The sequence below is a fragment of the Peribacillus sp. Bi96 genome, assembly GCF_918698115.1.
GTDB lineage: Bacteria > Bacillota > Bacilli > Bacillales > DSM-1321 > Peribacillus.
Map to the genome: position 1 here is coordinate 281,109 of NZ_CAKKLV010000003.1, position 26,807 is coordinate 307,915.

Below are 26,807 nucleotides of genomic sequence, written 5' to 3' on the forward strand. Positions count from 1 at the left end.
GAGTGCCGATGGTCCCTATGAATCATCGGCTTTTATTTGTATAGAATGGTAAATCAATAGGTGTATTCATTCACTAGTATTGCTTTATTCATGATTGAATTTTTTATTGGCAATCCAATAATTCGTTACAAAGAGCATCAAAACAATCCAGAATAGCGTTACAAGTAGGTTAGCAATTGCATTGGAACTTATTGTACCTGTGATGAGTACAGTCATGGCATGCTTGCTCATGCTTGCTGAATTTACAAAATCGATAACCGGACTTAAACCAACAATGATTCTGCAGCCTATGAGAAAAATAATCGAAATTAACGCAATAACACCTTGGCTGTTAAAAATAGTACTGATCATCGTTGTGAAAGTGACGATAAAAAGAATCCAAACAAGATATAATAAAAGTGCAGATATCATATGTGAAAATGGAACATTAGTAAAAAGGTAATTTGCATATAGATAAGAAGCAAAGTATCCAATTGCCACACTTAAAGCCGCTATCGAATAATGTGATACGATTTTTCCAGCTATATAGGAAATAACGGTAACAGGCCTAGTTAGAATAAACGCCAACATGCCATTTGCTTTGTCTGTTTGTATAATACCCATCATTGAGATTACAAGAATCATAAGTCCAAGCTGATCAAATTGAGACCCTAACGTACTGGCTAGTACTTCCCCCCCTCTTTGGGAAGTCATACTCGGATCAATGGTAATTCCCTGACCACCGCCTAATGCTTTCAAAATGGATGGCAGGTAATGAGTTACTATCGGTTGTGTGATCCCTAAAAAGATGAAAACGACAGGCAGCCAAATAACCTTAATATCCCGTACCATATGTATATATTCTTTTTTTAGCAGTACAATAAACTTTTTCATTTCACGACCACCATTTTCAAGAAAATATCTTCCAGAGTATCGTTATTCATATCGAATTTTACAATGTCCACTTTATTTTCAAGTGCATGTTCCAGTAACATATTTTTGTTTTTTTTGATGTTTTCAACCTTTATGTTGACTTTATGCCCAATGACCTCGACTTCCTTCACATAAGGTAATTTTTTTACAATCTCAACCCATTTTTGATCTTTCGCTGTAATTTCAACGCATAGCTTATTTTTGCCATTGCGGTTTAAGAGGTTGGAGATCGTCGTATCTTCAATTTTTATTCCATCTTTTATAATGACAAATCGTTCGCATATCTCTTCAGCATCGCTCAATATATGGGTGGATAATAAAATCGTCGTTTCTTTTTTTATTTCTCCAATCAAGTTAAGCACTTCTCTTCGGCCAACTGGATCCAATGCGGAAACAGGTTCATCCATGACAATAAGCGAAGGCTTATGCAGCAATGCTTGGGCAATGCCGAGTCTCTGTTTCATCCCGCCGGAATAAGTGCCAACTTTAGAATTTTCTTCGCCACGAAGACCAACTTTAGCTAAAATCTCGGGTATTGTTTTTATTAATTCTTCCTTTTTTAAACCAGATAGTTGCCCCATGAAAGTAAGCGTTTCTTTCGCTGTCATCCAATGAAAAAAATTAGGATACTGTGGCAGGTAGCCAATTTCACTTTTCATTTTCGATATTTCTTGGCCATTTAGCAAAACTTCACCTGCGTTTGGATCGGTTATATTTGAAATCACTTTTAGTAACGTGGATTTCCCCGCTCCATTCGGTCCGATTAAACCGACACATTCTCCCGATTCCAGTTCCATCGAGAAATTATCGACAGCGACTTTTCCTTTAAATGCTTTCGTCACATTCAGGATTTCCAACTTCATGATCTTTCTCGATCCTTTCGCCCTATAACTAGGTACAGAATTGGACCGATTGTATTGACAAAAAGGATAACCAGTGTCCAGATGAGGACGTTTTCCCTTGTGTTTCTATGTCTGTACAAATCAATTAATGCAATGGATACCAATAGTAGACCTACTGCTAAAAACGGCAATATTATCGGGATAAAGGCCATTAAATCAATATCTTTTAGATCATCAAACCCATAGTGCAGTTTCATTTATTCACTCCCCTTTATTTCATTATCAGTATTGATAATGATAATAATAACTTCAAAGAGAGAGCATTGCAATACCCATTCTCATTATTTATAATAAGAATAAAAATACGACATACAAGGAGAACTTTATGATCAATAAAGTTGAAGTTTTAATGCACCCGGTAAGAATGAAAATTTCTCAAGTACTTATGAGGAACAATGAAAACGGTTTAACCCCCTTGGAAATGGTAAAAATCATTGAAGACGTACCACAAGCAACACTATATAGACATATACAAGTCATGTTGGATGCAGGCATCATTCGCGTTATTAAAGAAAAAAAGGTGAAATCCGTTTCCGAAAAATATTACGCTTTAAATGAAATGGAAGCTAAAATTAGTATAGAAGAATGGAAAAAAGCTTCTACTGAGAAGAAGCTTGATTATGTTTCCTATTATCAATTATCCCTTATGACACAATACCAAAGTTATCTTAAGAAATTGGAAGAACAAAACGACAAGGAAGACGGTGCAACTTTTTCCTTAGTGGAATTAAAGCTGGATGGAGATCACTTTATCCAATTTCAACATGAATTGAACGAATTAATGACTAAATACTATCATGCCTCGGCCAAAGGAAAAAATGCTCCCGTTCGGACGATCGCTGTTACGATCATTCCAGATACTTAATTTAGACCCTATTTTCGCTCTTGTTTAGGTGACAAGTGTCAATGATTCATTCTTCTAAGAATGCAAGTAGATAAAGGCATTGATACCAGTACCAATGCCTTCATAAAATATTTACATGATTTTTAGAGCTTTACCTTTTGTAGGCGAAGCGCATTCAATACGACTGAAACAGAACTGAAAGCCATGGCAGCACCTGCTAACCACGGGGCAAGGAGCCCGATTGCCGCAATCGGTATTCCGATTACGTTATAGGAAAAGGCCCAGAACAGGTTTTGCTTGATATTGCGCATCGTATTCCTGCTCATGAGGATTGCATCTGCAATGCTGTTTAAATCACCGCGGATCAAAGTGATATCCGCAGCTTCCATGGCTACGTCCGTCCCGGTTCCAATAGCCATTCCAATATCAGCCAGCGCAAGCGCGGGTGCATCATTTATACCATCCCCGACCATTGCCACTTTTTTGCCGGAAGCCTGAAGTTTTTTCACTTCGTCCGCTTTCCCTTCAGGAAGGACTTCTGCAATCACTTGGTCGATGCCCACTTGATTTCCGATGGCATTTGCTGTCCTTTGATTATCCCCCGTTATCATGATGACCCGGATATTCATCGCTTTTAACCTCTTAATCGCTGTAAGTGAGGTATCTTTAATCGTATCTGCAACAGCAATGATGCCGGTATATTCACCATCAAAGCTAGCAAGCATTGCTGTTTTCCCCTGCTCTTCAAGCTCTTCCATTGCGATTAGCGCCTTTGTAATATCCACGTGATTTTGCTTCATCAATTTACGTGTTCCAATTAATAACACTTTTTCATCCACTATAGCCCTCACCCCATAACCGGGAATCGCTTCAAACTCCCCAACCGCGGCAAGTCTTATTTGCCTTGATTGAATTCCTTTTACGATCGATTGGGCAAGGGGATGCTCCGATTGTTTTTCAGCTGCACCGATAAGAGATAGAAACTGGACTTCTTCCATTCCGTTCTCGATAAGGACATCTGTCAAAACAGGGGTACCATTCGTAACCGTTCCCGTTTTATCCAAAATGACCGTATCAATATGGTGAGTGGTCTCCAAGTGTTCTCCGCCTTTAAATAAAATACCGAATTCAGCAGCTCGCCCCGATCCCGCCATGATGGATGTGGGAGTGGCCAAACCTAGGGCACATGGACAAGCTATGACAAGAACGGCAATCATCGCTTCCAAAGCGGGTGTGAATTGTCCAGGGTTAACCCATATCATCCAAACGAGAAAAGTTAAAAGGGCGATACCGACAACGATGGGAACGAAAACTCCGGAAATTTGGTCTGCAAGCCGTTGAATCGGAGCTTTAGACCCTTGAGCATCTTCGACGACCTTGATGATTTGAGAAAGAGCTGTATTCCTTCCGATTTTTGTTGCTTTCATTTTGAGAAAACCATTTTTATTTAATGTTGACCCAATCACAGTATCACCGATTGCTTTATCAACCGGAATGCTCTCACCCGTTAACATGGATTCATCAACGGCGGAGTTCCCTTCGACCACTTCTCCATCGACAGGGATTTTTTCACCCGGCTTCACCAAAACCACATCACCTACGATGACCTCTTCAAGGAGTATTTCACGTTCTTCCCCATTCCTTAACACTAATGCCGTTTTAGCTTGAAGGCTCATCAATTTTTTGATGGCCTCGGAGGAACGTCCTTTTGCTTTTGCTTCAAAAAGCTTCCCTAATAGGATGAGGGTGATAAGAATGGAACTTGTTTCAAAATAAAGTTGTGCCGTATGGTGGTGCAATCCGATCGAGATGAATGCCTGATAGACACTGTAAAAATAAGCAGCAGATGTTCCCATTGCGACTAATACATCCATATTGGCACTTTTATTTTTCAAGGCTTTATAAGCACCTACATAAAACTGCTTTCCGATGATGAATTGTACAGGAGTGGCAAGGGCCATTTGCACCCATGGATTCATGAGGAAATCAGGCATATAGATAAACGAAGTAAAGCTAAAATGGCTTACCATCGCCCATAGCAATGGAAAAGATAAAATGGCGGAAAAGATGAATTTATTCTTTTGTCTTTGAATTTCCTTTTGACGGAAATCCACTGATTCCATATTATCTTCCTTGATGATTGCCCCATACCCCAGCTTCTCGACTCTTTGAATAATGTCAACTGGTGAGGCTTCGCTGGGATCATATTCGACGGTCGCATTTTCGAGAGCTAGATTCACATTAGCCATGTTCACTCCATCCAACTTATTTAACCCTTTTTCAATTCGCGTTGCACAGGCAGCGCAGGTCATACCCGTAATGGTAAATTCCTTTTTCTCTTTTACCACATCGTAGCCAAGATCTTGAATCTTCTTTTCAAAGTCCTGGTTGCTTAATTTTTCTGCATCATATTTGATGACTGATTTCTCAAGGGCCAAATTAACGGTCGCTTCTTCAACGCCTTCCATTTTGTTTAACCCTTTTTCAATCCTTGATGCACATGCAGCACAAGTCATACCTGAAATTTGCATACTTGTTTCTTTAATATGGTTGCTCACATCATCCCCGCCTTCTATACCTATATGGGGTATAATTTTTTGTAAAAAAGAAGTGCTTTAGGCAGCACCCTCATCAATCACTCGACATCGTATCCTTGATCATCGATTGTTTCTTTTATTTTTTCAAGTGATACTTTTTCTTTATCAAACGCTACATCTACTTTTCCTGCATCCAAATGAACTTTTACACTTTCCACACCTGACAGCTTTCCTACATTTCCTTCAACGGCATTCACACAATGACCACAAGACATTCCACTTACATTCAATGTTACATTTTCCATAACACACTACTCCTTTATTTTTTCATTAATTTTTGAATCGTTATAAGCACTTCATCTATGACCGCTGTATCCCCATCATTCAGCCGTTCAACCACACAATTCTTTAGATGGCCCTCTAATAAAATCTTGGCCACACTATTCATTGCGCTTTGTGTAGCAGCTATCTGGGTAATCACATCATCACAATACGTATCTTTTTCAATAAGACCCTTTATACCGCGAATTTGACCTTCGATACGATTTAACCGGGTCGTTAAATTCTTTTTTACTGCTTCTGAGTGATGACTCGTTCGGCCGTGGGAAGAGGTCGAACAGCATTCTTCTTCATTCATCGAATCTTGACCCTTTATCATTTCATCCATTGCCCATCCCCTCCTCACAAATTAATATACCATACCCTCCTACCCTATGCAAAGAATGTGGTTTATGTTCAGTATTTACTACAATTTTATTTCTTTATTCATTTCGTTGGGATTTGGTCTTACTATATGGCCAAGCACCTAAGCTCACTTTCACATTATAAGGGACAGGTGAGTAGCAGTTCATCCATACATTTTTATTAAAACATTAACCATAACCAAGTTGGGCTTCACTATCAATTAATTGTAATTGATACTGCCTAATCAATTCTATTAATAACTCACTATATATTTTCTCGCCCGCTTCATTTTCTATTGTACTATACCCTGCTTCTTGTAATGCTGTCGCCTGCTCCGTATAAGTTTTAGAAGAAAATAAACCATTCTTTTCATATCGAGGATTTTCAGTTAAAAAAGCTGCATGATCTTGGAGAGAATCGGAAATCGTATCATACACTCTAAAATCAGCTTGAATATTCTCTTCATGAAATTCTCTCGTACTTATATTTGCCGACTTGCCATCCCAGTTATAACTTTTTATCCCAAATATATTGTTATACTTCACAGACAACTCTGATTTTCCCCAACCGGATTCCAATATAGCTTGTGCTATTGTAATAGAAGGAAGAATACCATTTTCTTTATAATTATCAATGGCCCCCTCTTTTATGCTGGAAATGAAACTCACTTGCACGCTATCATTATTTTCTATATTTGAGCTAGTCTCACCATTTAAATATTTCAAATATGCATTGACTTCTTTTTTTTGTTTTTCACTATAAGCTAACGCTTCAATCACTTCATCAACCCCTTTCAATCGATATTGATTTTTCTTCTTCTCAATAAACAAATTTGCCGTCTTTTCTATTTCTTGCTTTGTCATTGTGTCTAGTGCATATTCCACACTCGCTATCGCAGCAACGTCTTTCCAGTTCACTTGTATTTTCCCAATACTTGTCTTATCAACAACATTTTGAATTTCTTTCATTTTTTCTGTAGAAATTGAGTTTATATCAAATAATTTTATAAAATTCAGAGCTACTATCAATATCAATGTAAAAAAAATGATTTTTCCTAATCTTGCTCGTTTCACTTTTCTTCCCCTTTTCATCCCTTATTTGGAACATCGAAAGTCCATCTCTAATTTATATAGTACCTTTCATATGTCACAACAGTATGACAAAAAAGCATCACCAATGTGGTGATGCCCCAGACTGTAGACAAACTCGATGAAAATCGAGTTTGCCTACAATATTTTTTTTGCTTTTACAATTTGGACGTTGATTTCCACTCCAGGCACTCGCTTTCCGCGGGCGGTCCGGGAGCCTCCTCGGCTTTCGCCTGCGGGGTCTCCCTTAGACGCGCTTTTCCCGCAGGAGTCTCGTTCCTTCCGTTCCAATCAACTTTGTTTTAACTTTTAGATAGAACCCTTTTGCCTAGATTCTTTTTTGTTTTAAAATAGAAGTATTAAAACTTGAGGTGATGAGGATGCTTTCTAAACATGATTCTATTCAGCGAGATCAACTGGAAATGATTACTTTAGATCAACTGGTGCCACCGAACCATTTGGTTCGGAAAATGGAGGCTGCCATTGATTTCACTTTCATTTATGACTTGGTGAAAGATATGTATTCAGAGGTAGGACGCCCAAGTATTGATCCAGTTATTTTAGTGAAACTGACATTCATCCAATATACCTTCGGTATTCGTTCCATGCGTAAAACGATTGAAGAAGTTGAAACAAATATGGCGTACCGTTGGTTCTTAGGCTACGGTTTCCATGATAAAGCACCTCATTTCTCTACGTTCAGGAAAAATTATGAGCGACGCTTTAAAGATACAGACCTGTTTGAACAGATTTTCTATGGCATTTTAATGACAGCTGCTGATAGTAAGTTGATAAGTGCAGAGCACATATTCGTCGATTCCACACATGTGAAAGCCAGTGCGAACAAGAGGAAATTTGAAAAGAAAATCGTTCGCAAAGAAACACGAGCGTATCAAGGACGCCTTCAAGATGAAATAAATCAAGATCGTGAAAATCATGGAAAGAAGCCTTTTCCACCAGATAAATTTGTTAAGGAAGAAACCAAAGGAATAAAAGAAAGTACAACTGATTCTGAGAGTGGCTACTATGTGAAAGATGAACGAACAAAACAGTTTGCCTATTCATTCCACGCGGCCGCAGACCTCAACGGTTTTGTATTAGGAACGATTGTAACACCTGGAAATACACATGATAGTCATATCTTAGAGCCACTTGTTGAACAAGTGATTGAGAAAGTTGTAAAACCGGAAGCCGTTGCCGCAGATGCAGCTTATAAAACACCGGCGATTACAAACTACCTATTTAACAAAAAAATCATACCGGCTTTACCCTATACACGTCCTCGAACAATTGTTACCTTTGCCCTTCGGGCGAGTTATAAACGTACTCAACAACAAATAAAGAGGGCTATCGCGAGTACAAATCGCCCAAACACATCTGTACAATATGCTCATCTTTATCACAGTGTACAGAAAGCAAAGTTTATCAAAAAGTGGTGACACGGCATATCTGGCAAACGCATGTGGAAGAAGCAGATCATCTGCGTCATCATCAAGATGTAAGACCTATATATGCGAAACGTAAAGAAACGATTGAGCTTGTATTCGTAGATGCAAAAGAAAAGCATGGTATGCGTTGGACTACTTTAAGGGGACTTAAAAAATTATCGATGCAGACGATGCTTACTTTCGCTGCCATTAATTTAAAGAAGATGGCCAATTGGACATGGCAAGATCCAAAAATGGCCTAACATAGTGGGCTCGTAGAGCCCCAATCTCTTAACTTTAGGCGAAAATTCAAAAGGGGTTTCAAAAGGGGTTCGGAATTTTTTAATTCCGAACCCCTTTTGTCTACAAACTGAAGCATCACCAATGTGGTGATGCCCTACTGTGTTTCAAACCATATCGTAAAATGAATATTCATCCCGTTTAAAGTAACTTCATATCTTAAATCATTTTTAGCCAATATATTGGCTACTATTGCCAAGCCCAATCCCGTTCCAGAAATTTCTTTATTTCTCGATTCTTCTATCACATAAAAAGAATCCCATATATTTTGCAAATGTTCTTCTTTTACTATTGTTGTTTTATTTTTTATTTCGAATTTCAAACTGCCGTCAAGATCATTCTCCAATGTTATGACAAAAAAGTCTTCTTCCCCATACTTAATGGCGTTGCTAATAAGGTTGTTAAATACAATATCCATTTGTCTTTTATCTGCTTTTACCATGCATTTCTCAGCTGAATCTAAGTGATCGCGAACTTCTATGCCATCGTTATTCAATAGAGCTTTATAATGTAAAATTAACTTTTGGAGAAACACTCTTAAATCAAACATTTCTTTGCTAACATCCAAGGCTTGAACTTTAGCAAGCATAATTAAATGATCTACCATATCGGATGTATTTCTCACTTGTTCCAAGATAACATTCGTATATGTGCCATCATCAAAGCCATCCTTTATGCCTATTGTATAGGCTTGTATTAATGATAATGGTGTTTTTACTTCATGGGATATGTTTGATACCAATGTATTTAAATTTTGATTTTTCATTTCTAATTGGAAATGGGCATTTTTTAAGCGAGTGCTCATATCATTGATACTGTGAGATAATTCCTCTATTTCATCTCCCGACTTTATATTTACTTGTTTAAAGTTCAAATTGGCAATATCCTTTGCCACACTTTGTAGCTTTTCTAATGGAGTAATGATTTTTTTAGAATAATAAGCGACTAACAATAAGATAATGATGATTCCGAAAACAATGGAGTAAAAATTTAATTGATTGATAATTTTCATTGCATCGGTATTATGAACGACAACTGTACCGATTAAAACAAGATGACCCTCCTGTTCATACAATAAAGTCAGAAAGCTTGACTTTATTTTCCCTTGATTATATAACTGTTTAACTGTCTTACCCTCGTTAACCTTTTTTATTGTATCTTCCGTTATCCAAAACTTATTCAATGGAATTTTTTCTTTGTATAGGCTAAATTGCATTAGCTCATTCAGTTCATCGATATTACCAGTGCTTTCAATGATAACGATTGTTACATTATTAACACTTTCGGCGGAATTTTCGATTTCCATTAACTTATTAATACTCAAATCATTTATTTCATCATATGTTGAAGTGAGTTTTTGCTTCATTTTATACAAATAATAATCAGACAAGAAATAGTTGTTCAATAAATAAGATACACCGAAAACGATTACCATTATTATACTGACCATGGATAATAATTTATTGCTTATTTTATTGCTCTTTATCATGGAAGCTATACCCCAATCCCCTATGAGTGAGAATGTTGTGCGCACCAATCTTATCCCGCAATCTATTAATATGTGTGTCGACTGTTCTTTCTTCACCGATATAACTCATACCCCATACCATTGATAACAAGGTATCTCTGGACAATATTTGTCCTTTATTTTTATACAAAAACGCCAACAACTCAAATTCTTTTTTGTAAAGGCTAATTTCATTACCATTTCTATATACTTTCATTCTAAGTAAATCGATTTTCAAGTCCCTGATTCCAACTATTTTTTCCATACCAAGCATCTTTTTCACCCTAAGAATCAAGATTCGTGGGTCAAATGGTTTTCGGATATACTCATCGGCTCCAATATCAAGTGCACTGAATTCATCATCATTAGAAGACCTTGCTGTCAACATCACTATTTTCACCATGCTCATTTTCTTTATTTGGGAACAAACTTCCAAACCGTTTAATTTCGGCATCATCCAATCCAACACAACCAAATCGATTTTATTAGAAAAGAAGAGATCCAAAGCCTCTTCACCATCAAAGGCAACATACACATTAAATCCTTCTTTCTCGAAATAAGTCTTCAATATGGCTGTCAATCGTTTTTCATCATCAGCTATCAAAATATTCATTGGAAAATACTCTCCTTATACATCCTAAAAAAGTGAAACCTTATTATAAGACTTCACTTTCTTTTTATGTTTTATTACAAATCAAATTTATTACCTCATAAGTTCCTTTTTCAACACATTCCAAATCGGATTATTTACTTCTATTTCTTCTCTGTTTGGCTTTTCACCATTCTCTACCGCCTCCCAGTATTCCCATTTAGGTGCCTGATTCCCGAGTTGATAATCCATCCCTTCCCAAGTATCTTCACGGAATGCATAAAAGGACCAATGCCATCCATATTCATTGAAAACTGATATTAGGTCGGCTATATACCTGTCGGAGCCTTCGACGCTACGATTAATACCAAATTCTTCGGCTATGATCCGATTAGCTGGTATATTATTTTCTTTTGCCCACTTCCTAACAGGTTCTAAAAATTCCTTTAACGCACTTCTATCAAATGTTTTCTCTGTTTTTCCTTCTCCAACTCTCACTGGGCCAGGGTATTTGTATTTAAATCCTTTTCTTTTATTTTGACTTGTCATCTCATATGGCTCATACATATGGAACGCATATAGAACTTTATCATCCTTAATTGGTTTTAAATATTTAAATGCCCATGGTGTGGCATAAAGACCAGAATTCAGGATAATAGGTGTATCTTTATCCACAGTTCGAACGGAATGTACAATGGTTTTATACAATTCATTTAAATCTGCTGCTGAATTTTCTACTTTGTTATACCACCTACTATAATCCTCTGACCAAAAATCATTGAATCCTGATGCCGTTTCGGGATGTGGTTCATTAATCAAGTTATATCCTATCACAGCAGGATGATCCTTCAATCTCAGCGCTAGATCCCTCCAGAATAAAGCGGATTGTTGATGATACCTAAAATCTTTCCATATGCGATCATCATTTTCATAATTATTAAACTGGCGCCATCGATTTCCTGGAAGACTTAGTACTGTCAATACAACCTTAGATCCATGTTCATACGCAGAATCCAGATCTGACTTCAATTCTGCAAAATCTTCCTCATCGATACCTTTGTATTCATCTGCATTTCCCATTAAAAAATCTTTTTTAGGCTGATCATCAGGCTGGTCATTAAACAAGAAATCATGGTCTTTTGCCCATTTATCTGGAGCCAAACGAATATATTCAATATTAACCTCATTAGCAGCTTTATAGTTTTCAGGTAAGGATTTCGAATTCATAAAATTCGTCCCCTTTTTCTGTTCAGCCCAAAACCCAACCTTACCATTAGAAGTGTCGTCAGCTATTAGTTCTAGCTCTTTTTCCTCCTTCGGATTAATCGTACTGCATCCAGATACGAATAGTACCATCATTGTCAATATAAAGGAAATCAAAATTTTAATAATTTTCATGTAGTTCTCCTAACCTATATTTTTTTCAAGTTCACCACTCATATGTATTGTAGAAAATGTTTGTTACAGAAATGTCACAATGATTTCTCTGGCCTACAAACCATCCTTTACGTAAGGTTCCTATATAGTAAGAAACAATCTTGCTTGACTCACGGAAACAACCAGAACAATGAGTTAAATCTGTAATACGAAAACAAAAAAACGCTGAAACATGTATCCTCAGCGTTTTTTTGTCTATTTGATTTAAGATCCCTAAATTTGATGATCACTGTCCGTTTGAAATATTATGATTCCTTTTCTTTTTCACTAAAAGAATGATGGCAATGATAAAAGCTACTACGCTATAGATCCAGGTAAACATAAAGGCCAGGCCCAATCCGATATTCGCATCCATATAATCGCTTTTCACATGATCTATGGCTAAATATAGAAGCGGTGCACCTCCAATGATGAGTAGGATGACCAAGAGAACATTCAATTTCGGATTCCTTGTTGATAAAATAATAATGATAAAGGATAGCAAGAGAAACGCTTCCGATACTATCGTCAAAGTTACCAGATTGCTCATCATAATTCACTCCTAATCGTGGTTGCATTAATGGAATATTTTAGTTGTGTTCACTTATATCTATGTTCCTTTTCAATCCTTTTTCATAAATCCCATAATATTTATTTATCATTAACTGTGTGTACTGCTGACTATAGGGCACAACTTATTAAAAAAACCTGAATACCTCCAAAAGGCAATGAAGGATCCAGGTTTCATGTTAATGTTTCTTTGATAATTGCAATGCATTCATGATGCTTTTCAATGATTTTGAGCTTCCATACATCAAGACTCCACCACGATAGATTTTTGCTCCGATTATTCCAAGTAAAACAATGGTTAAGATCAATACTGCAATGCTGATGGCGATTTCCCAAAATGGGACATCGAGCATGCCTACGCGAAGGAACATGATCATTGGCGTGAAAAATGGAATGAAAGAGGTAATCGTAATATAACTGGCTGAAGGATTACCCAATCCAAACATTGCAATCATAAAGGCAATGACCACCAACATGGTCATCGGTGAAATCATTTGCTGGACATCTTCAATTTTGCTGACAACGGACCCAAGACATGCCGCAAGAGTCGCGTACAGAAGATAGCCAAGTAAAGCGAAAATGATCGCATAAATGATCGTTGAGATATTGATGTTGCCGAAACCAAAAAATGAAAAGAATCCTTCATTCATACCTGTCAGGTTTTGTTTAATCGAGAAATAGCCCACTCCAAAAAATAAAATCATTTGAGTAAGACTAAGCAAAGCTACCCCTATTATTTTGGCAAACATCTGCGTGACTGGCGGGACACTTGAAATCAGGATTTCCATGACTCGTGATGTTTTTTCAGTGGCTACTTCCATTGCAATCATCGTTGCATACATCAATACACCGAAGTAAATGACGAATAAGAGCACATACACGAGACCGCGTGCTTGATTCAGGTCTTCTTCCGTTTTGGCATTTTTCTGAAGCGCAATCGTTTCAAAGGCTGGCGGCGTATTCAATTGAGCGATTTGCTGCTCCGTCAATTTCAGTTCCTTCGTCGTTATTTGACTTTTCAATTGGGTAAGTGCGAGAAGCAAATCATTGCTTACCATGGAATCTGAAATTTGATTCGCTTTATACGTTCCTTTGAAGCCGACGCTGTCATCGTTTTCGATTAACAGATACCCAACGATTTCTTCAGCGCTAACCATTTCCTCCGCTTCCTTTTCATCCTTGGCGGATAGTACTGAGAGATCTTCGTTCACACCTGCTACCGCACTTTTGTAAGGAGCAAATAAACGATTTTCAGTTTGATCGATAACGGCAACCTTTTCCTGATCATCACTATCGAATGTATCAATAAGCTTCGAAATATTCGTAAGAACAAGAATCAAGGCCATCATAATGATTGTAGAAATGATAAAGGATTTCGTTTTTAATTTTGATAGATATGTATGGGAAAGAACAATCCAAAATTTATTCATAGACTGCACCTACTTTTTCAATGAAAATATCAGTCAGCGAAGGTTCTTCCAATTCGAATTTTCGAACGAACCCTTTTGGAACAAGATCACGAATCATGGTCTCGGCTACATCTTCACCAGTGACTTGAAGGATTTTCCCTTCCATCGTATTCTTAACTTTTGTTACACCAGGATACGTATCCAAGAAAGATAAATCAAAATCAGCTTTAATTGACACATTCTTTTTACCAAAAGAACGCTTAATTTCTTTTAATTTCCCAGCCACAACCGGGGAACCTTTATGCATGATGCATAGATGCTCACACATCTCCTCAACATGTTCCATGCGATGGCTCGAGAAAACGATCGTCGTCCCGCCGTCCCTTAAATCGATGACCGCTTTCTTCAGTATTTCCACATTAACTGGATCCAGCCCGCTAAAAGGTTCGTCGAGAATAAGTAATTCAGGTTTATGAATCATGGAAGCGATCAGCTGGATTTTTTGCTGATTTCCCTTTGAAAGCTCTTCAACTCGCTTGTCGATGTACTCGGGTACCATAAAGCGGTCTAACCAATACTCCAGCTCTTTTAAAGCATCCCTTTTATTCATCCCTCTTAATCTAGCCAAATACACTATTTGATCGCGCACCTTCAGTTTAGGATATAGTCCCCTTTCCTCCGGAAGATAACCAATCAATGAGCTGTTCGTATAATCGATTTTCTTACCCTCCCAACTTATTTCTCCTTCAGTTGGGTCAAGCAGGCCGAGTACCATCCTAAATGTGGTCGTTTTCCCCGCTCCGTTCCCACCTAAAAACCCAAACATTTCTTTCTCTGGGATCGTTAAATCAAGCTGATTGACAGCTGTGAAATCCCCAAATTTTTTCGTGACTTCCTTGATTTGTAAAGCCAATGGACAACCTCCTATTATATGATTCTTTTACTATATTATCGGAAATGTTTTCCAATTTCAACTATCACCAAGAAAGAAATGACTCCTTTTCTCCTACGATTATATGCAAATTTCAAGAAAAAATTTCTACTTCCTAGCCTCTTGAAAAGAATTGCAATAAGACCGCTTTTAAGGTTTTCCGTTTGCTCAGTACTCAAATAGTTTTTTCTGCCAACCTTAGGAAAACTTCCCCTCCTCTTATCGCTTACAATTGACCTATTCATATACCTTAGCGTCTCCAACATACCCTGTCACGAAAAAAACTGAATGGCCTTATGTACCATTTCCCTATAGTAATTTGGAGCTTTTGCTTTTTTTAAAACAAAAGATTCACAAAAGAGTGATTGGGTACAATATGAACAGAACTATAAAGAATAAATGGTCCAAAATAATATTTTGCCAAACAGTAAACTAAATATTTTGTAGCATCAGGAGGAAGTATATGATTAATGAAAAAGTGGCGATGATATTAGAAGATAAAATTAACGTGATTAAAAATGGTGAAAAATCCATTTATTTAGTCGGCCCCATAAAATTACCCGTTAACTTAGATGGCGAAACAACTGTATTCCAATGGTATTGCTGGTTACCATGTGAGAATATGGCAGGTCATTTTTGTAATGATGGCTCTTATAATATGGAAAAGATCATTGAAACTTTAGCCTCTTCCAATTTAGCGGAAATGCAGCAATCAAGTGTGTTACTGTATGGAGATTTTCAACATTCCGCCGATGCACTTATCCGTATGCATAGTATTTGTCATACTGGCGATATATTTGGCAGCAAACGCTGTGATTGTGGCTTTCAATTAAAGCAGGCTATGAAAATGATTGCGAATCAAGGAACCGGTGCTTTATTTTATTTAGCCAATCACGAAGGAAGAGGGATCGGATTATTTAGTAAAGCCATGGCTTATGTACTGCAAGAAAAAGGATTGGATACGGTGGAAGCGAATTTGGAGCTTGGATTTGTGGATGATGCACGTAACTATGATGACGCCATTCGAGTGTTAAAAAACCTGCGCTCTAATCCAGTGACTCTTATCACCAACAATCCGAGAAAATTAGAAGCCCTTCAAAAGTCAGGTGCCAATGTTGCAGGCAGAGTTCCGTTATGGGGAGATATTTCCGAGTTTAATGAAAAATATTTAAAAACTAAAGTGGTACGTTCAGGTCATTTAAAAGATAATAAAAATGAATGACTGATTTGTTTTATATGAAATTGGCTATACGAATGTTTCCGAATTTGGAATAACCGAGGGGTTTTTCTAAAGAACGAAGTTTAAAATAAAATGCCCAATCATCACAATGATCATTGACCCATCATTTTGTTTGGCAACCTGGTTAATCTCATTATTTCTAAATTAGGGATCTAATTTAGAAATAATGGTAAGTACGCATCCCCCTTCCCTAAGAGTTTGCCGAATATGAATAAGATGTACAAGCTTGCACCCAACGAAAGAAATAAAAATCCAGTATAAAATTGCAATGTTCACATAAGGACTGATCTCGCTTCAAAATACGCGACAAAAAAAGCTGAAACCTTTGTATTAACAAGATTCCAACCTTTAAAAATATGAATACTTGAAAAAACTCTAGCCCAAGAGCCCTTCCCCTGTCCATTTTGTTTTATGAAATCAGTCTAGTTTAACTTCGTTAAATATTTCTGAAATAGATTGATTTAATAATGTTTCTATAGACCTTACAATCATTTCAGTAAAATAAGGTAAGCGCGAAAAATTAATTATGTGAGCAAATGTGCATAATCATCATCAGGTTCGGCTCTCCAATTAATAGCAATCAAAGAGAAACAGAATACCAAATTACCCAACAAATGGATTTTATAAGAGAAATGGTCATCTGAAAAGTATACTAGTCGTTTTGAGCATTTAATGAAATTGAAATTATACCATTTATCATTTAGTGCTTTTGTTTAAAAAAAGGTGAAGTCTTAAGTCTCCTTCTTTTTATATATAAAAAAAGAATAAATGGTTTTTGTCCCTAAATAGAAATATAATTTAGTAGATTAATGATACGTAAGTATGAAAAGGTGGAGTTTTATTGGATATTTTATGGTGGGGATTAACGATCGTCTTATTTGCTTTAAGTTTTATAGGAATTGTCTATCCTATTATTCCCTCGGTTGTTGCCCTTTGGGGAGGATTTGCAGTTTATCAATTCCTCATTAATTCTGATGAGTTATCCTTATGGTTCTGGATCAGTATGGTTGTGTTGAGCGGTGTTTTAATCGCGGCCGACATTATCGCAAATAGTTATTTTGTTAAAAAGTATGGTGGATCGAAAACATCCGAGACAATAGCAGCTATTGCCACGATTGTTGGTTCATTTGTCTTACCTCCTTTTGGAATTATTCTTGTACCGTTTGTATCAGTCCTCGTTACGGAATTAATCATTCAAAAAGATATAATGAAGGCTACTAAAGTTGGGTTTGCAACTATCATCGGTTTTTTAGGCGGCAGTTTAGCCAAAGTATTAATTCAATTATTGATGATTGTTTGGTTTATTTTAGCGGTAATTTTTTAATTATTTGTCAACGGCCACAATAAGAAAAAGCTGACTTTCAACAGTCAGCTTTTTCTATTCAATTTAAGTTTAAGCCATTAGCTCTTGTTCCAAGTTTATCTTTTTGTATTTGCCTTCTTCTCTAAGAACTTCATTTTGGGTTAGTGTCCTTGGTAAAGTCTGAAGTATCGTATATTTGATTGTATGTATTCGTTGCTCATTTTTTTTTATTATTTCCGTGACCATTAATTGAGTATTCTTTCCACCTTCCGAGCAAACCCTCTTTTCCGAAGTCGGACAGTTTAGTTCACGGGATCAAATCCCACGCACCCGTACGTCAGCAACTCTCTTATTGAAGTAAAGCACCTGTTAATTGAAGAAAGATCAAGTATTATCTAAAACTTAAACACTAAATATCACTGTTCCTAAAATCATATATAAAAGGAAATATTAATAAAACCGAATTTACAATGATAGCACTAAGCGTCCAAATCTATGCACATTACATTGACGGTTTCTGTTAATGCATCATATATAGCAAGAAATTGTTCTCGATTAAACTGCTTCAAGTTTGGTTGGATAAAAACATCGTAATTATGGTTTGCTGTATCGAAATTACTGCTATGAACAAATTGTTGGATGAGCAGGTCATAATACTTAGCTACGCAATCGTTCTCTTTAGCCTACTTCAACAATAATTCTCTTTCCTCTTTATCTAGTATATGTTGTTCATTAAAACCTTTCTTCAGAAGTATGTTCAGTCCAGTGTATTTCTTTAGACAAGTAATCGATATGCTATTCCATGTTTTCTCTTAAAAATTGAGCACGAACTTTGAACTTCATTTTCTAATTGTTTATTTATCAAGCTTTCTAAGACAACTCCTCTTTTTCTGGGTCTTGTCTTATTGGATATCAGTTTAATTTCTCACTCAAAAGTCAGCTCCAGAGAGATTCTCCAAGAAGGCTTCTTTTTCTTGTTTTAGTTTAAAGTCGGGTCTCCATTTTCTTAGAGTACATTAATTTATTAGCATTTTATCTAATTCACGAACTTTATCATATGACTCCAATAGTTGTTCAGGTATTAATGTTCTCCCATAATCCCAAGCATTCGTTTCTATTTCAGATTTTAGCTTTTCTTTTTCTTCTTCGTGACCATACATTAAAATCCTTAAATCATGTTTGTTTTTCTTAAAATCTAAATAATAACCAAGCATACGATAAAGAATAATTTTAACAAAGTCTTCCTCTGTCTCTTTAATTCTAATTTTCCCTTTATAACCGCTAACTTGAAGGTAATTGAATTTTATAGTATTGGTCGATACGTTATAACTCATAGGTGCACTTAGATTATTGTCAAATTCATAAATAATATCCAATTTGTGCTCATTTAATGTGTTATTAATTATCTTTTCGATATCGCTTATATAAAGCATTTAACTATCACTTCCCTTTTAAAGACTTACTTCATTATAGTGTTAGATTAAGTTATTCTTCCTTTATCAATATAATAAACTGTTGAGATATTAAAATCACACAGTTAAAAATAAAGGAAATATTTACTATATAATACTGAAGTGGAGTGTAAGTCCTACGAAAAGTGTGATTAATCCCCTAAAAGGAAAGAAATTTGCTTTTAATTACTCTTCCATACTTTCCTCCTACTATTTATTTCACTTTAAAACTTTCTATCATTGGTTGTAATTCTTCATGATATTGTTCTACCATCATATCAAGTGAAGGCATTGTATTATACTTTTCAAGCCAAGAAACGTAATGAAGTGCTACATTATACGCAAAATCAAAGTAGGGGACAGGTTCGTTGTAACCACTCTCTCTGTGAGCTGAAAATTTATCTCTGAAGTCTTTCATCGTTTGCCAATATTTTGCATAGTCTTTATGCGTCATGTTCAGAGCTTCCAAGAAGTATTCCCGTGCATAGTATTTGGTAGTAAAGGTAACCCAACACATTATAGTAAAGTGTATTTTACCGAAGAATATGATTATGTACCTTTTAAAGAAAAGCCAAAAAGATGGTATTCTTTTTAACCTCCATCTATAGCTGAATAAGCAAGAGGCTTAACCCACAGTTCTTTGAAATATTAATTATTTCAAATTATTGTCCTGTAATACGTTTTACTCCTTTTCTCTATCCGCCAGTAAATAAAACAAAACGAACTATAACTTTAAAAGCAAAAAAAGACCCAAACCCCTGTTATATCAAGGATTTGAGTCTTTGGTAGTTGATGACCTGTGAGGGATTCGAACCCACGACCCCTTCCTTGTCAAGGAGGAAGAGCGAATCGGATTATAACAGATCTAGTTGGAAAACGTTGATTTAATAGGCTAATATTTTTTCTATGTAGGATTTAAACAGATGTAATTGGTGGCAAAATGATTGGTTTTGCCACCAGGCTGCCACCAACTTGCCACCATTATTATATTTATCAAACCCTTGATTTTTAAGTGTTTAACAGTCCTTTCATAAATCAAATATCTTTCAATGAATTAGACTTTAGGTAGATATGTATTAACACTTTCAGCAACTCTTTTCCACACTAAACATTTTTATTTAGTGATTCTTGAACATTTATTTCATATTCACTTTTAAATCGAAATGATGGGGGCAGTGATGTGAACGTTTTTTTAGAAATCTTCTTCCTTCAATCTGAACCTAGCTGAAACCTAAACGAAAGTTGAAACTTAGGTTTTATTTACACTATAATAAGACAGCTTCTTACTTTAGATTAGTATATAAATTTACTTATTATATAGGAAAAGCCATGGACCCTATGAAATCCATGGCCTTTTGTTTACCGTTGCATATGTAGTAGTTGCTTTAGTTCACTTGTTGATAACCACGGTCGTTTACGGTGTAGCATACGGTGGCAGTTAGCACATACTAGGGCGATATCCTCTACCTTTGTTTCTTGGTTATCGTCCATTTCCGATACAGGTTTCGTATGATGACCTTCTATATAACCATGTCCTAGTTCACCGTAATATTGTTGGAAATCAAACTCGCATACTTCGCAAAATAACTTACCGTGCTGTTGTAAGAATCGTTCCTTTGCAAGTTTAATAACAAGGGGGTTTCTTTCACGTACTAGATGCTGCTTTAATTTAACCTTTCCTTCTGGAAAACCTTCGTCATCTTCCGTAAACCCTATACGATCAATTTCGTTAAGTTTACGTAGTACATTACCTATGGAACTAAAACCGTACTCTAAAATTGCGTTTATTGATGTTATTTACTCAGAGAATTCCATTGAGAATTTAACTCCAAAATATCACCCGGCTGACAATCCAAAGTCTTACATATCGCTTCTAATGTTGAAAAACGAACCGCTTTTGCTTTCCCATTTTTCAGAATGGAAAGATTCGCCATAGTAATACCAACCCTCTCAGAAAGCTACGTTACGCTCATTTTTCGTTTTGCTAACATCACATCAATATTAATAATAATTGCCATATCCTCCACCTCAGACCGTCAAATCATTTTCTGATTTTATGTTAATCGCTTCTTGTAGAAGCCGTTGGAGGATAGCTGCAAAAACGGCGATAACCAACGAAGCAAAAATGATGATGAGTCCCATTAATACAATAGGACGGGTCAACTTTCTTCGCTATAAAATGAAAGAGTGGCAAACCTAATACATACAAACCACTGATTGTAATCGCACAGCACTTTATGTTCTTTAACGCCTTTACAGATAATTCCGAGAACGCTGTGTGCTCGTCAATGTACCGTAAAAGATTGAAAGCCTGATAGAGAGCAAAGTAAAAAGGCACAGCCGCTCCATACATCACGATGAAAACGAGATATTTCATTGGGGCAATATTTGTATACAATTTTGCTGCGAAATTCGCCATATGGGGCACTAAAAATATGCACAATGCAAGAACTGGGATTCCCATAAAAATAACAGCTAGCTTTAAAAAGAGTGTCGTAACTTGTTTCATAAAAAGTACCTCGTTAATTAAATTTTCTCAAACCATTAATCATTTTTTGACTTAATATCTGGGACATTTTTTAATGGCTTTTGAAGTGCATCCACAATGGCTGCGATGATACTTGTTGCTAAAACACCCATTAGACTTAGTGATATAGGACCTGCTGGGTCGTCTCCTGTGATTTTAGCAAGCACCTTTAAGCTTACTATTCCTAACAGAATGAGGAAAATGACTGTAAAAGCACATTTTTTTATAACCTTCAAAGATTTAAGGGATAATTCAGAGAAAGCATTGTTTTTTTCGATATAGGTTAGTAGTTTAAATGCTTGATACAACGCAACAGAAAACGTAATACAGAATCCATATGCACATACTAAAAAGGGGATTAGGAAATAAGCCGTATCTGGATGTACCTTTGCATCTTTAATGGCTATCTCAGGCAACCAATAGATACATAAAGCAAGCATCGCAATTCCAATCAGAAAAATAATTACCTTTAAGAAAGTGGTTGAACCTTGTTTAACATTCATTTAAAGCACCTCACTGATTTAATAATAAAATGACTCTAACACATAATTTATTGTTTTACAATAAACTCATATCGTTTTTAATTATATTATTATTGTTATTATTATATCCTTTTAATTTTCACAAAAATAAAAAGCATTTCTCATTACAAAGAAATGCTCTTATTTTAAAATGTTAAATTTACAACTTGTTAAACAAAACTTCCCAATAGTTTAATAAAGTAAATCAACAACGAAAGATAACAGAACCTACTTAAAATAAATAATATCCTTCATCGTAAATTGTTTATCGGCAATTCCCAATCTTTGAGCTGGTATAGCCTTCACTTTATCCCATGAATTGTATGGCAAACAGAAGTTGTAGAAAGTACGAAGGATGGTTAAAGCATATTGGGCAACCCTGCTAGTAAGATTAAAAAACCACCTGAAATTCTTAAAACTACCATTGAATGGACAGAAGATGATATCAGGAGATTTTTAGATGTCGCAAAAGGTACAGTATACTACCCCGCATATCTTTTAGGAATTTTTTGTGGTCTTAGGCGTGGTGAGATTTTTGGTATAACTTGGAATGAAATTGACTTTACCAAAAAGAAACTAGTCGTTCTGAAAGTTTTAAGTACGGATGGAAAAACAATCATTATGAAACCTAAGACAAAAGGCTCTCGAAGGAATGTTGATATTCCTACTGAAATCTTAATGGAACTTAATAGAATAAAAAATGAGCAAGAGAAAAAAGACCATATATCCAGAGAACATAACTTGGTTGTACCTAACGAAATTGGTATAACGGTAAATCCTAGAAACCTTCTACGTAATATGAAAATATTAATAAAAAAAGCAGAAGTACCTAATATAACATTTCATGACTTGCGTCATATTCATGCTTCTCTTCTTCTTCAACAAAACATTCACATGAAAGTTGTTTCTGAAAGATTAGGACATACAAAAATATCAACTACTATGGATAGATATTCTCACTTAATTCCTTCACTACAATCGGAAGCAGCGGAATCATTAAATTATTTATGGGGTAAATAGACAGCAGATTGCTGTCTATTTTATTGTAATTATTGGTATGAAACTTCATATCTTTTTTGATAAGCTTTCCACATACCCTATTGTCTTTAAGTCATTTTCAAATTGTTCTTAAAATATAGAAAGGAAGTTTTCAATGTGGTAAGGTTCCCAGACACCTAGAGTTTCCGGCAGTATACCTGTGTTGATATATGGGAAATTTTTGGTTTATGCAGAAACTTAGAGTTTTTCCCCACTACATTCTTGCCAAGGAGCTTATTCGCTCCGTTTAGAGCCCCTTGATGTAAATAAATGCATTTGGATAATACCCAAATACTATGGTGTTAATTAGGCAAGAAAAAGAGGATCTAAAACACGTATAATCTACCTACTTCATCATTTAAACCTAATTTAATCATTTCATGAATGACCAATTCTTTTAACTCTATCTCATCTGAAATTAAGTAAGTAAATTGAGCATCTCTGATGAAAGCCATTTTACTTTCTGTTGTTGCAGAATTAAAAAAGGCTTTCACTTCTTCCAAATTAATCGTCATATCTTTTTCAAGTTTGTATGGGATAAAATTGCTAGTAATGTTCTCTACAGGTATTATGCCTAACCCATCAAGAGTTGGTAAAATGGTTTGTTGCTCTCTTTCTGTCCTTACTTTTCTTTCCACATAATGATAGACATCTTCTATTCGTTCGCTTTCGAATGTGGCTATTATCTTTTCCACTACATAGTTTGCGTTCTCTTCAAATTCCTCATCTTCAGGTTCTACTTGTTTTAGTTCTTTGAGCAAACGAATATACTGTCCCTCATCTTCCAGGATATTAAAGTTAGAAATAGTTAAGGCACCTTTCATCGTACAAACCAAGTTAAGAAACTCCCTTATATTCCTCGCTACAATCTTTATATGTGAATCAAAATCCATTGGACTAATACATACAACAAAAGCATTCTCTAAATCAGATACTGTTCCGAAGTCAGTTAGAAATCCGAAATGTATACCGTCAACGCCTGTACTAGCAAAAGTAATGACATCATAGGGAGTATTTTCATAAGGGGAGAAATCAAATTCTAAATAAAGGGATAATTCACTTAAGGAGTAGCCTTCTTTTTCAATTTCCTTATCTAATTTATGGAGCTTTTCAATTGTTGGTGGCATTTTCAAATACTTTCCGAGATAACTCACTATTTTCTCCTTTAATATTGTGCCTTGTTAGGTGATTTAAGAATAACTTGTGTGTTAAATTATTACAATATTTAACCATCGTAAGTATTGTCGACCCCCATTCGGCTGGTTTTCATCAAAAATTAATCTCACTTGGTACAGCTGATAATATCGAACGAATAGACATAGGCTGGTTCGATAGGAATCCTAATGTGACAACATAGGTAAGGTAAATCAGTGTAATTCTCTTTTGATTTTTTGCCTGAAGCTTTTTAACGTTGGTTGTTTTCTTTGGCTATGTTAAAGGTTAAGGTTGATTAAATAATGCACAAAAAAATGAGCTGGAAAATGTATCTCCAAGCTCATTTTTTACTAAAGCACCAGTTAGTTGAAGAACGGAATAATTTTTTTAAAAATTCATCGAAGCTATCTGTTATTTTGATATATTCCCATTCTGTTGTTTCATTAGTTGAAGCTAAAAAGTTTTCTGCAATATACATAACAGAAGGATTATCTTTTGTATTTCGATAATCTAACACAACCCAATAATGGAAATCGGTCCACAATACAATAAACCCTTTAGGGAGGTCGACTTCTTTTAATAGTTCTTCGGACGACAAAATGCTCATATCATCATTCTCGAAATGTATGGGTTCTATGGAAGGAAGTTTTACTCGTTCCTCGCAAGGAATGCCTTCAGTATCTACAGCAGATAAAATGAAATAAGGGTAATTTAATTCTCCTCCATTTTGTATCTTCATTAAATCTATAAAAGAATGAGGAAATTTAATGTTTAATAAGTTTTCAGCTTTTTTAACTATTTCATCATTTATCGGATATTCAATACGTTTATATTTTGGTCCTTCCTGCCAAAAATCCAGTCCATTATAATAAACCTTTTTCAATGACAGCACCTCCTACATTTATTTATCAGCTTAATTTAAATACATACCCTTATTAAACTATCCTGCTGCGTTAGTTTAAGTGTAACATTTTACAAACAATACCACCTTACGAAAAATCAACCCTTACCTTTAACATAGCCTTTTCTTTTTGGCTATGTTATTGTTCTTGGTTAATTTTGAATAAATCGTAATCACATGTGGTATCCTGATTGTAATTTTTGACAAAAGGGGTAACTCAATTGACTGTAGCGACCATATTAGCTGAATAAGCAAGAGGCTTAACCCACAGTTCTTTGAAATATTAATTATTACAAATTGTTTTCCTGTAATACGTTTTACTCCTTTTCACTATCCGCCAGTAAATAAAACAAAACGAACTATAACTTTAAAAACAAAAAAAGACCCAAACCCCTGTTATATCAAGGATTTGAGCCTTTGGTAGTTGATGATCTGTGAGGGACTCGAACCCACGACCCCTTCCTTGTCAAAGAAGTGCCTCAAGACATGATCCCTACCCAAGTTTTCACGGCAGTCGCTAAAATCAGTATGGCGAGTATGACTTGCAGGACTTTTACATTCATTTTTTTTCCGGCCATCACCCCAAGCGGGGATGCTATTAAACTAGCAATAATCATGATCAATGCCGGGTAGTAATCAACTTGTCCTGTTGAGATTTTTCCTACTGTTGCGCCAATCGATGAAATGAAAGTGATTGCTAGTGAAGATGCGATCGTCACTCTGGTTGGAATTCTTAAAACGATAAGCATGATGGGAACTAATAAAAAGCTCCCTCCGGCTCCAACAATACCAGCGCCTATTCCAACGATCAAGGCTAGGATGGCCGCAAGCCATTTGTTAAAGGTCACTAATTCCAATGGAATGTCATCTATTCCTTTCTTCGGAATGAACATCATGACAGCCGCGATCAAAGCCAAAATGCCATAGACGATATTGACTCCATTTTCCGTCATCGATTGTGATCCTAAACTTCCGACCACGCTTCCGATTAAAACACTGATTCCCATATAGAGAATGAGCGTTTTATTTAAATGTCCGCTCTTACGATAGCTCCATACACCTCCGATGGAAGCAAATAAAACTTGTACGGCACTTATACCTGTCACATCATGGGCACTAAATGCTACTAGCCCGAAGAGTGGCGGGATAAACAGAAGCATTGGATAATTTATTATCGAGCCGCCGATGCCGAGCATTCCAGAAACGTACGAACCTATAAATCCAATCAAAAAGATGGTAATGATAAAAGTAATATCCATTTTAAGTGTCTCCTTTAAAAGAAGGGCACCCAAATAGGTCCCCTCTCCTTATCAGCCTTTTCTAATCCAAAATTTTAGTATATCATTTTCTACTGTCGTTTCCACTAGTTCGTGGCCGCCGGATTTTGACCAAGCCGCTAAGTCGGCTTTAGCTCCTTTATCCGTTACATGTATTTCCAGCACTTGCCCTGTTTGCAGATCATTCATCGCTTTTTTCGTTTTTACTATCGGCATTGGACAAGCAAGTCCCTTTGCATCTAACACTTTATCTGAATTCATATGACAACTCTCCTATT

26 protein-coding genes, 1 tRNA gene and 3 pseudogenes are annotated in these 26,807 nt (G+C 36.0%); 6 read left to right on the forward strand and 24 right to left on the reverse strand.

Annotated features, from left to right (window positions below; genetic code table 11):
- Positions 1-84 precede the first annotated feature (84 nt).
- The 3 genes from LQ203_RS06005 to LQ203_RS06015 are packed head-to-tail and all read right to left on the reverse strand — an operon-like array spanning position 85 to position 2,011.
- Positions 85-873 carry an ABC transporter permease gene (locus tag LQ203_RS06005; protein ID WP_230156546.1) on the reverse strand — a complete coding sequence of 263 codons (789 nt, stop codon included), beginning with the start codon at positions 871-873 and terminating at the stop codon, positions 85-87.
- Positions 870-1,775, reverse strand: coding sequence for an ABC transporter ATP-binding protein (locus LQ203_RS06010; RefSeq protein ID WP_230156548.1), 906 nt, complete (start codon positions 1,773-1,775; stop codon positions 870-872). The genes LQ203_RS06005 and LQ203_RS06010 overlap by 4 nt, the downstream gene beginning before the upstream one ends.
- Entirely contained in the window at positions 1,772-2,011 is a 240-nt protein-coding gene (locus tag LQ203_RS06015) for a PLD nuclease N-terminal domain-containing protein (RefSeq protein WP_230156550.1), read from the reverse strand. Before LQ203_RS06015 ends, LQ203_RS06010 begins: the two co-directional genes overlap by 4 nt.
- Before the next feature lie 128 nt (positions 2,012-2,139).
- Here LQ203_RS06015 and LQ203_RS06020 point away from each other — a divergent pair, with 128 nt between their 5' ends.
- The gene (locus LQ203_RS06020; RefSeq protein ID WP_230156552.1) at positions 2,140-2,679 is read left to right on the forward strand and encodes a transcriptional regulator; all 540 of its coding nucleotides are present in this window, start codon (positions 2,140-2,142) and stop codon (positions 2,677-2,679) included.
- Between the two features lie 122 nt (positions 2,680-2,801).
- Here the strand turns inward: LQ203_RS06020 and LQ203_RS06025 are convergent, their stop codons facing one another.
- The 4 genes from LQ203_RS06025 to LQ203_RS06040 all read right to left on the reverse strand — a co-directional run bounded on the left by LQ203_RS06025 (position 2,802) and on the right by LQ203_RS06040 (position 6,952).
- Positions 2,802-5,216, reverse strand: a complete 2,415-nt coding sequence (locus tag LQ203_RS06025; RefSeq protein ID WP_290370533.1) for a heavy metal translocating P-type ATPase — start codon at positions 5,214-5,216, stop codon at positions 2,802-2,804.
- Positions 5,217-5,293: 77 nt separating this feature from the next.
- Positions 5,294-5,500: a copper chaperone CopZ gene (gene copZ / locus LQ203_RS06030; protein ID WP_230156554.1), complete on the reverse strand. Its 207-nt coding sequence runs from the start codon at positions 5,498-5,500 to the stop codon at positions 5,294-5,296.
- Positions 5,501-5,514: 14 nt separating this feature from the next.
- Entirely contained in the window at positions 5,515-5,862 is a 348-nt protein-coding gene (locus LQ203_RS06035; protein ID WP_290370534.1) for a metal-sensitive transcriptional regulator, read from the reverse strand.
- 205 nt (positions 5,863-6,067) lie between these two features.
- Positions 6,068-6,952, reverse strand: coding sequence for a glucosaminidase domain-containing protein (locus tag LQ203_RS06040; protein ID WP_230156556.1), 885 nt, complete (start codon positions 6,950-6,952; stop codon positions 6,068-6,070).
- Positions 6,953-7,347: 395 nt separating this feature from the next.
- Here LQ203_RS06040 and LQ203_RS06045 point away from each other — a divergent pair.
- A pseudogene (locus LQ203_RS06045) lies at positions 7,348-8,657 on the forward strand (IS1182 family transposase).
- 134 nt (positions 8,658-8,791) lie between these two features.
- Here the strand turns inward: LQ203_RS06045 and LQ203_RS06050 are convergent.
- From LQ203_RS06050 to LQ203_RS06075, 6 genes are all read right to left on the reverse strand, one after another.
- Positions 8,792-10,183: a HAMP domain-containing sensor histidine kinase gene (locus LQ203_RS06050; protein ID WP_230156558.1), complete on the reverse strand. Its 1,392-nt coding sequence runs from the start codon at positions 10,181-10,183 to the stop codon at positions 8,792-8,794.
- On the reverse strand, positions 10,167-10,814 hold the full coding sequence (locus LQ203_RS06055) for a response regulator transcription factor (RefSeq protein WP_230156562.1): 648 nt from the start codon (positions 10,812-10,814) through the stop codon (positions 10,167-10,169). Before LQ203_RS06055 ends, LQ203_RS06050 begins: the two co-directional genes overlap by 17 nt.
- A 90-nt stretch (positions 10,815-10,904) precedes the next feature.
- Positions 10,905-12,188 carry a cellulase family glycosylhydrolase gene (locus LQ203_RS06060; protein WP_230156564.1) on the reverse strand — a complete coding sequence of 428 codons (1,284 nt, stop codon included), beginning with the start codon at positions 12,186-12,188 and terminating at the stop codon, positions 10,905-10,907.
- Positions 12,189-12,453: 265 nt separating this feature from the next.
- Positions 12,454-12,756 carry a hypothetical protein gene (locus LQ203_RS06065; RefSeq protein ID WP_230156566.1) on the reverse strand — a complete coding sequence of 101 codons (303 nt, stop codon included), beginning with the start codon at positions 12,754-12,756 and terminating at the stop codon, positions 12,454-12,456.
- Between the two features lie 199 nt (positions 12,757-12,955).
- Positions 12,956-14,206, reverse strand: a complete 1,251-nt coding sequence (locus tag LQ203_RS06070) for an ABC transporter permease (RefSeq protein WP_230156567.1) — start codon at positions 14,204-14,206, stop codon at positions 12,956-12,958.
- Complete coding sequence (locus tag LQ203_RS06075; protein ID WP_230156568.1) at positions 14,199-15,098, reverse strand: ABC transporter ATP-binding protein; 900 nt, start codon at positions 15,096-15,098, stop codon at positions 14,199-14,201. The genes LQ203_RS06070 and LQ203_RS06075 overlap by 8 nt, the downstream gene beginning before the upstream one ends.
- A 481-nt stretch (positions 15,099-15,579) precedes the next feature.
- Between LQ203_RS06075 and LQ203_RS06080 the strand changes: the two genes are divergently transcribed.
- Complete coding sequence (locus LQ203_RS06080; protein WP_230156569.1) at positions 15,580-16,338, forward strand: GTP cyclohydrolase II; 759 nt, start codon at positions 15,580-15,582, stop codon at positions 16,336-16,338.
- 859 nt (positions 16,339-17,197) lie between these two features.
- Positions 17,198-17,680 carry a DUF456 family protein gene (locus LQ203_RS06085; protein ID WP_230156570.1) on the forward strand — a complete coding sequence of 161 codons (483 nt, stop codon included), beginning with the start codon at positions 17,198-17,200 and terminating at the stop codon, positions 17,678-17,680.
- Positions 17,681-18,675: 995 nt separating this feature from the next.
- Here LQ203_RS06085 and LQ203_RS06090 read toward each other — a convergent pair.
- The 6 genes and pseudogenes from LQ203_RS06090 to LQ203_RS06115 all read right to left on the reverse strand — a co-directional run bounded on the left by LQ203_RS06090 (position 18,676) and on the right by LQ203_RS06115 (position 22,140).
- Entirely contained in the window at positions 18,676-19,092 is a 417-nt protein-coding gene (locus LQ203_RS06090; protein ID WP_230156571.1) for a hypothetical protein, read from the reverse strand.
- A gap of 232 nt (positions 19,093-19,324) precedes the next feature.
- The gene (locus LQ203_RS06095; protein ID WP_230156573.1) at positions 19,325-19,564 is read right to left on the reverse strand and encodes a hypothetical protein; all 240 of its coding nucleotides are present in this window, start codon (positions 19,562-19,564) and stop codon (positions 19,325-19,327) included.
- Between the two features lie 905 nt (positions 19,565-20,469).
- Entirely contained in the window at positions 20,470-20,907 is a 438-nt protein-coding gene (locus LQ203_RS27655) for an HNH endonuclease (RefSeq protein ID WP_356714003.1), read from the reverse strand.
- Positions 20,904-21,128 (reverse strand): annotated as a pseudogene (locus tag LQ203_RS06105) (helix-turn-helix transcriptional regulator). Before LQ203_RS06105 ends, LQ203_RS27655 begins: the two are co-directional and overlap by 4 nt.
- 10 nt (positions 21,129-21,138) lie before the next feature.
- Positions 21,139-21,619, reverse strand: a pseudogene (locus LQ203_RS06110) (DUF2975 domain-containing protein).
- A gap of 35 nt (positions 21,620-21,654) precedes the next feature.
- Positions 21,655-22,140, reverse strand: coding sequence for a DUF2975 domain-containing protein (locus LQ203_RS06115; protein WP_230156574.1), 486 nt, complete (start codon positions 22,138-22,140; stop codon positions 21,655-21,657).
- Positions 22,141-22,527: 387 nt separating this feature from the next.
- On the opposite strand from LQ203_RS06115, the gene LQ203_RS06120 reads away from it, so the two are divergent.
- Complete coding sequence (locus LQ203_RS06120) at positions 22,528-23,178, forward strand: site-specific integrase (RefSeq protein ID WP_230156575.1); 651 nt, start codon at positions 22,528-22,530, stop codon at positions 23,176-23,178.
- Positions 23,179-23,522: 344 nt separating this feature from the next.
- On the opposite strand, the gene LQ203_RS06125 is transcribed toward LQ203_RS06120, so the two are convergent.
- Positions 23,523-24,350, reverse strand: a complete 828-nt coding sequence (locus LQ203_RS06125) for a hypothetical protein (protein WP_230156576.1) — start codon at positions 24,348-24,350, stop codon at positions 23,523-23,525.
- Between the two features lie 47 nt (positions 24,351-24,397).
- On the opposite strand from LQ203_RS06125, the gene LQ203_RS06130 reads away from it, so the two are divergent.
- Complete coding sequence (locus tag LQ203_RS06130; protein WP_230156577.1) at positions 24,398-24,553, forward strand: hypothetical protein; 156 nt, start codon at positions 24,398-24,400, stop codon at positions 24,551-24,553.
- Positions 24,554-24,691: 138 nt separating this feature from the next.
- Here LQ203_RS06130 and LQ203_RS06135 read toward each other — a convergent pair whose 3' ends face one another.
- The 4 genes from LQ203_RS06135 to LQ203_RS06150 all read right to left on the reverse strand — a co-directional run bounded on the left by LQ203_RS06135 (position 24,692) and on the right by LQ203_RS06150 (position 26,790).
- A complete protein-coding gene (locus LQ203_RS06135; protein ID WP_230156578.1) occupies positions 24,692-25,234 on the reverse strand; it encodes an SMI1/KNR4 family protein in 543 nt (180 codons plus the stop codon).
- 449 nt (positions 25,235-25,683) lie between these two features.
- Positions 25,684-25,765: transfer RNA gene (locus tag LQ203_RS06140), tRNA-Val, on the reverse strand.
- Entirely contained in the window at positions 25,732-26,511 is a 780-nt protein-coding gene (locus LQ203_RS06145) for a sulfite exporter TauE/SafE family protein (protein ID WP_230156579.1), read from the reverse strand. The genes LQ203_RS06140 and LQ203_RS06145 overlap by 34 nt, the downstream gene beginning before the upstream one ends.
- 51 nt (positions 26,512-26,562) lie before the next feature.
- Positions 26,563-26,790, reverse strand: coding sequence for a sulfurtransferase TusA family protein (locus tag LQ203_RS06150; protein WP_230156581.1), 228 nt, complete (start codon positions 26,788-26,790; stop codon positions 26,563-26,565).
- Between the last annotated feature and the right edge of the window lie 17 nt (positions 26,791-26,807).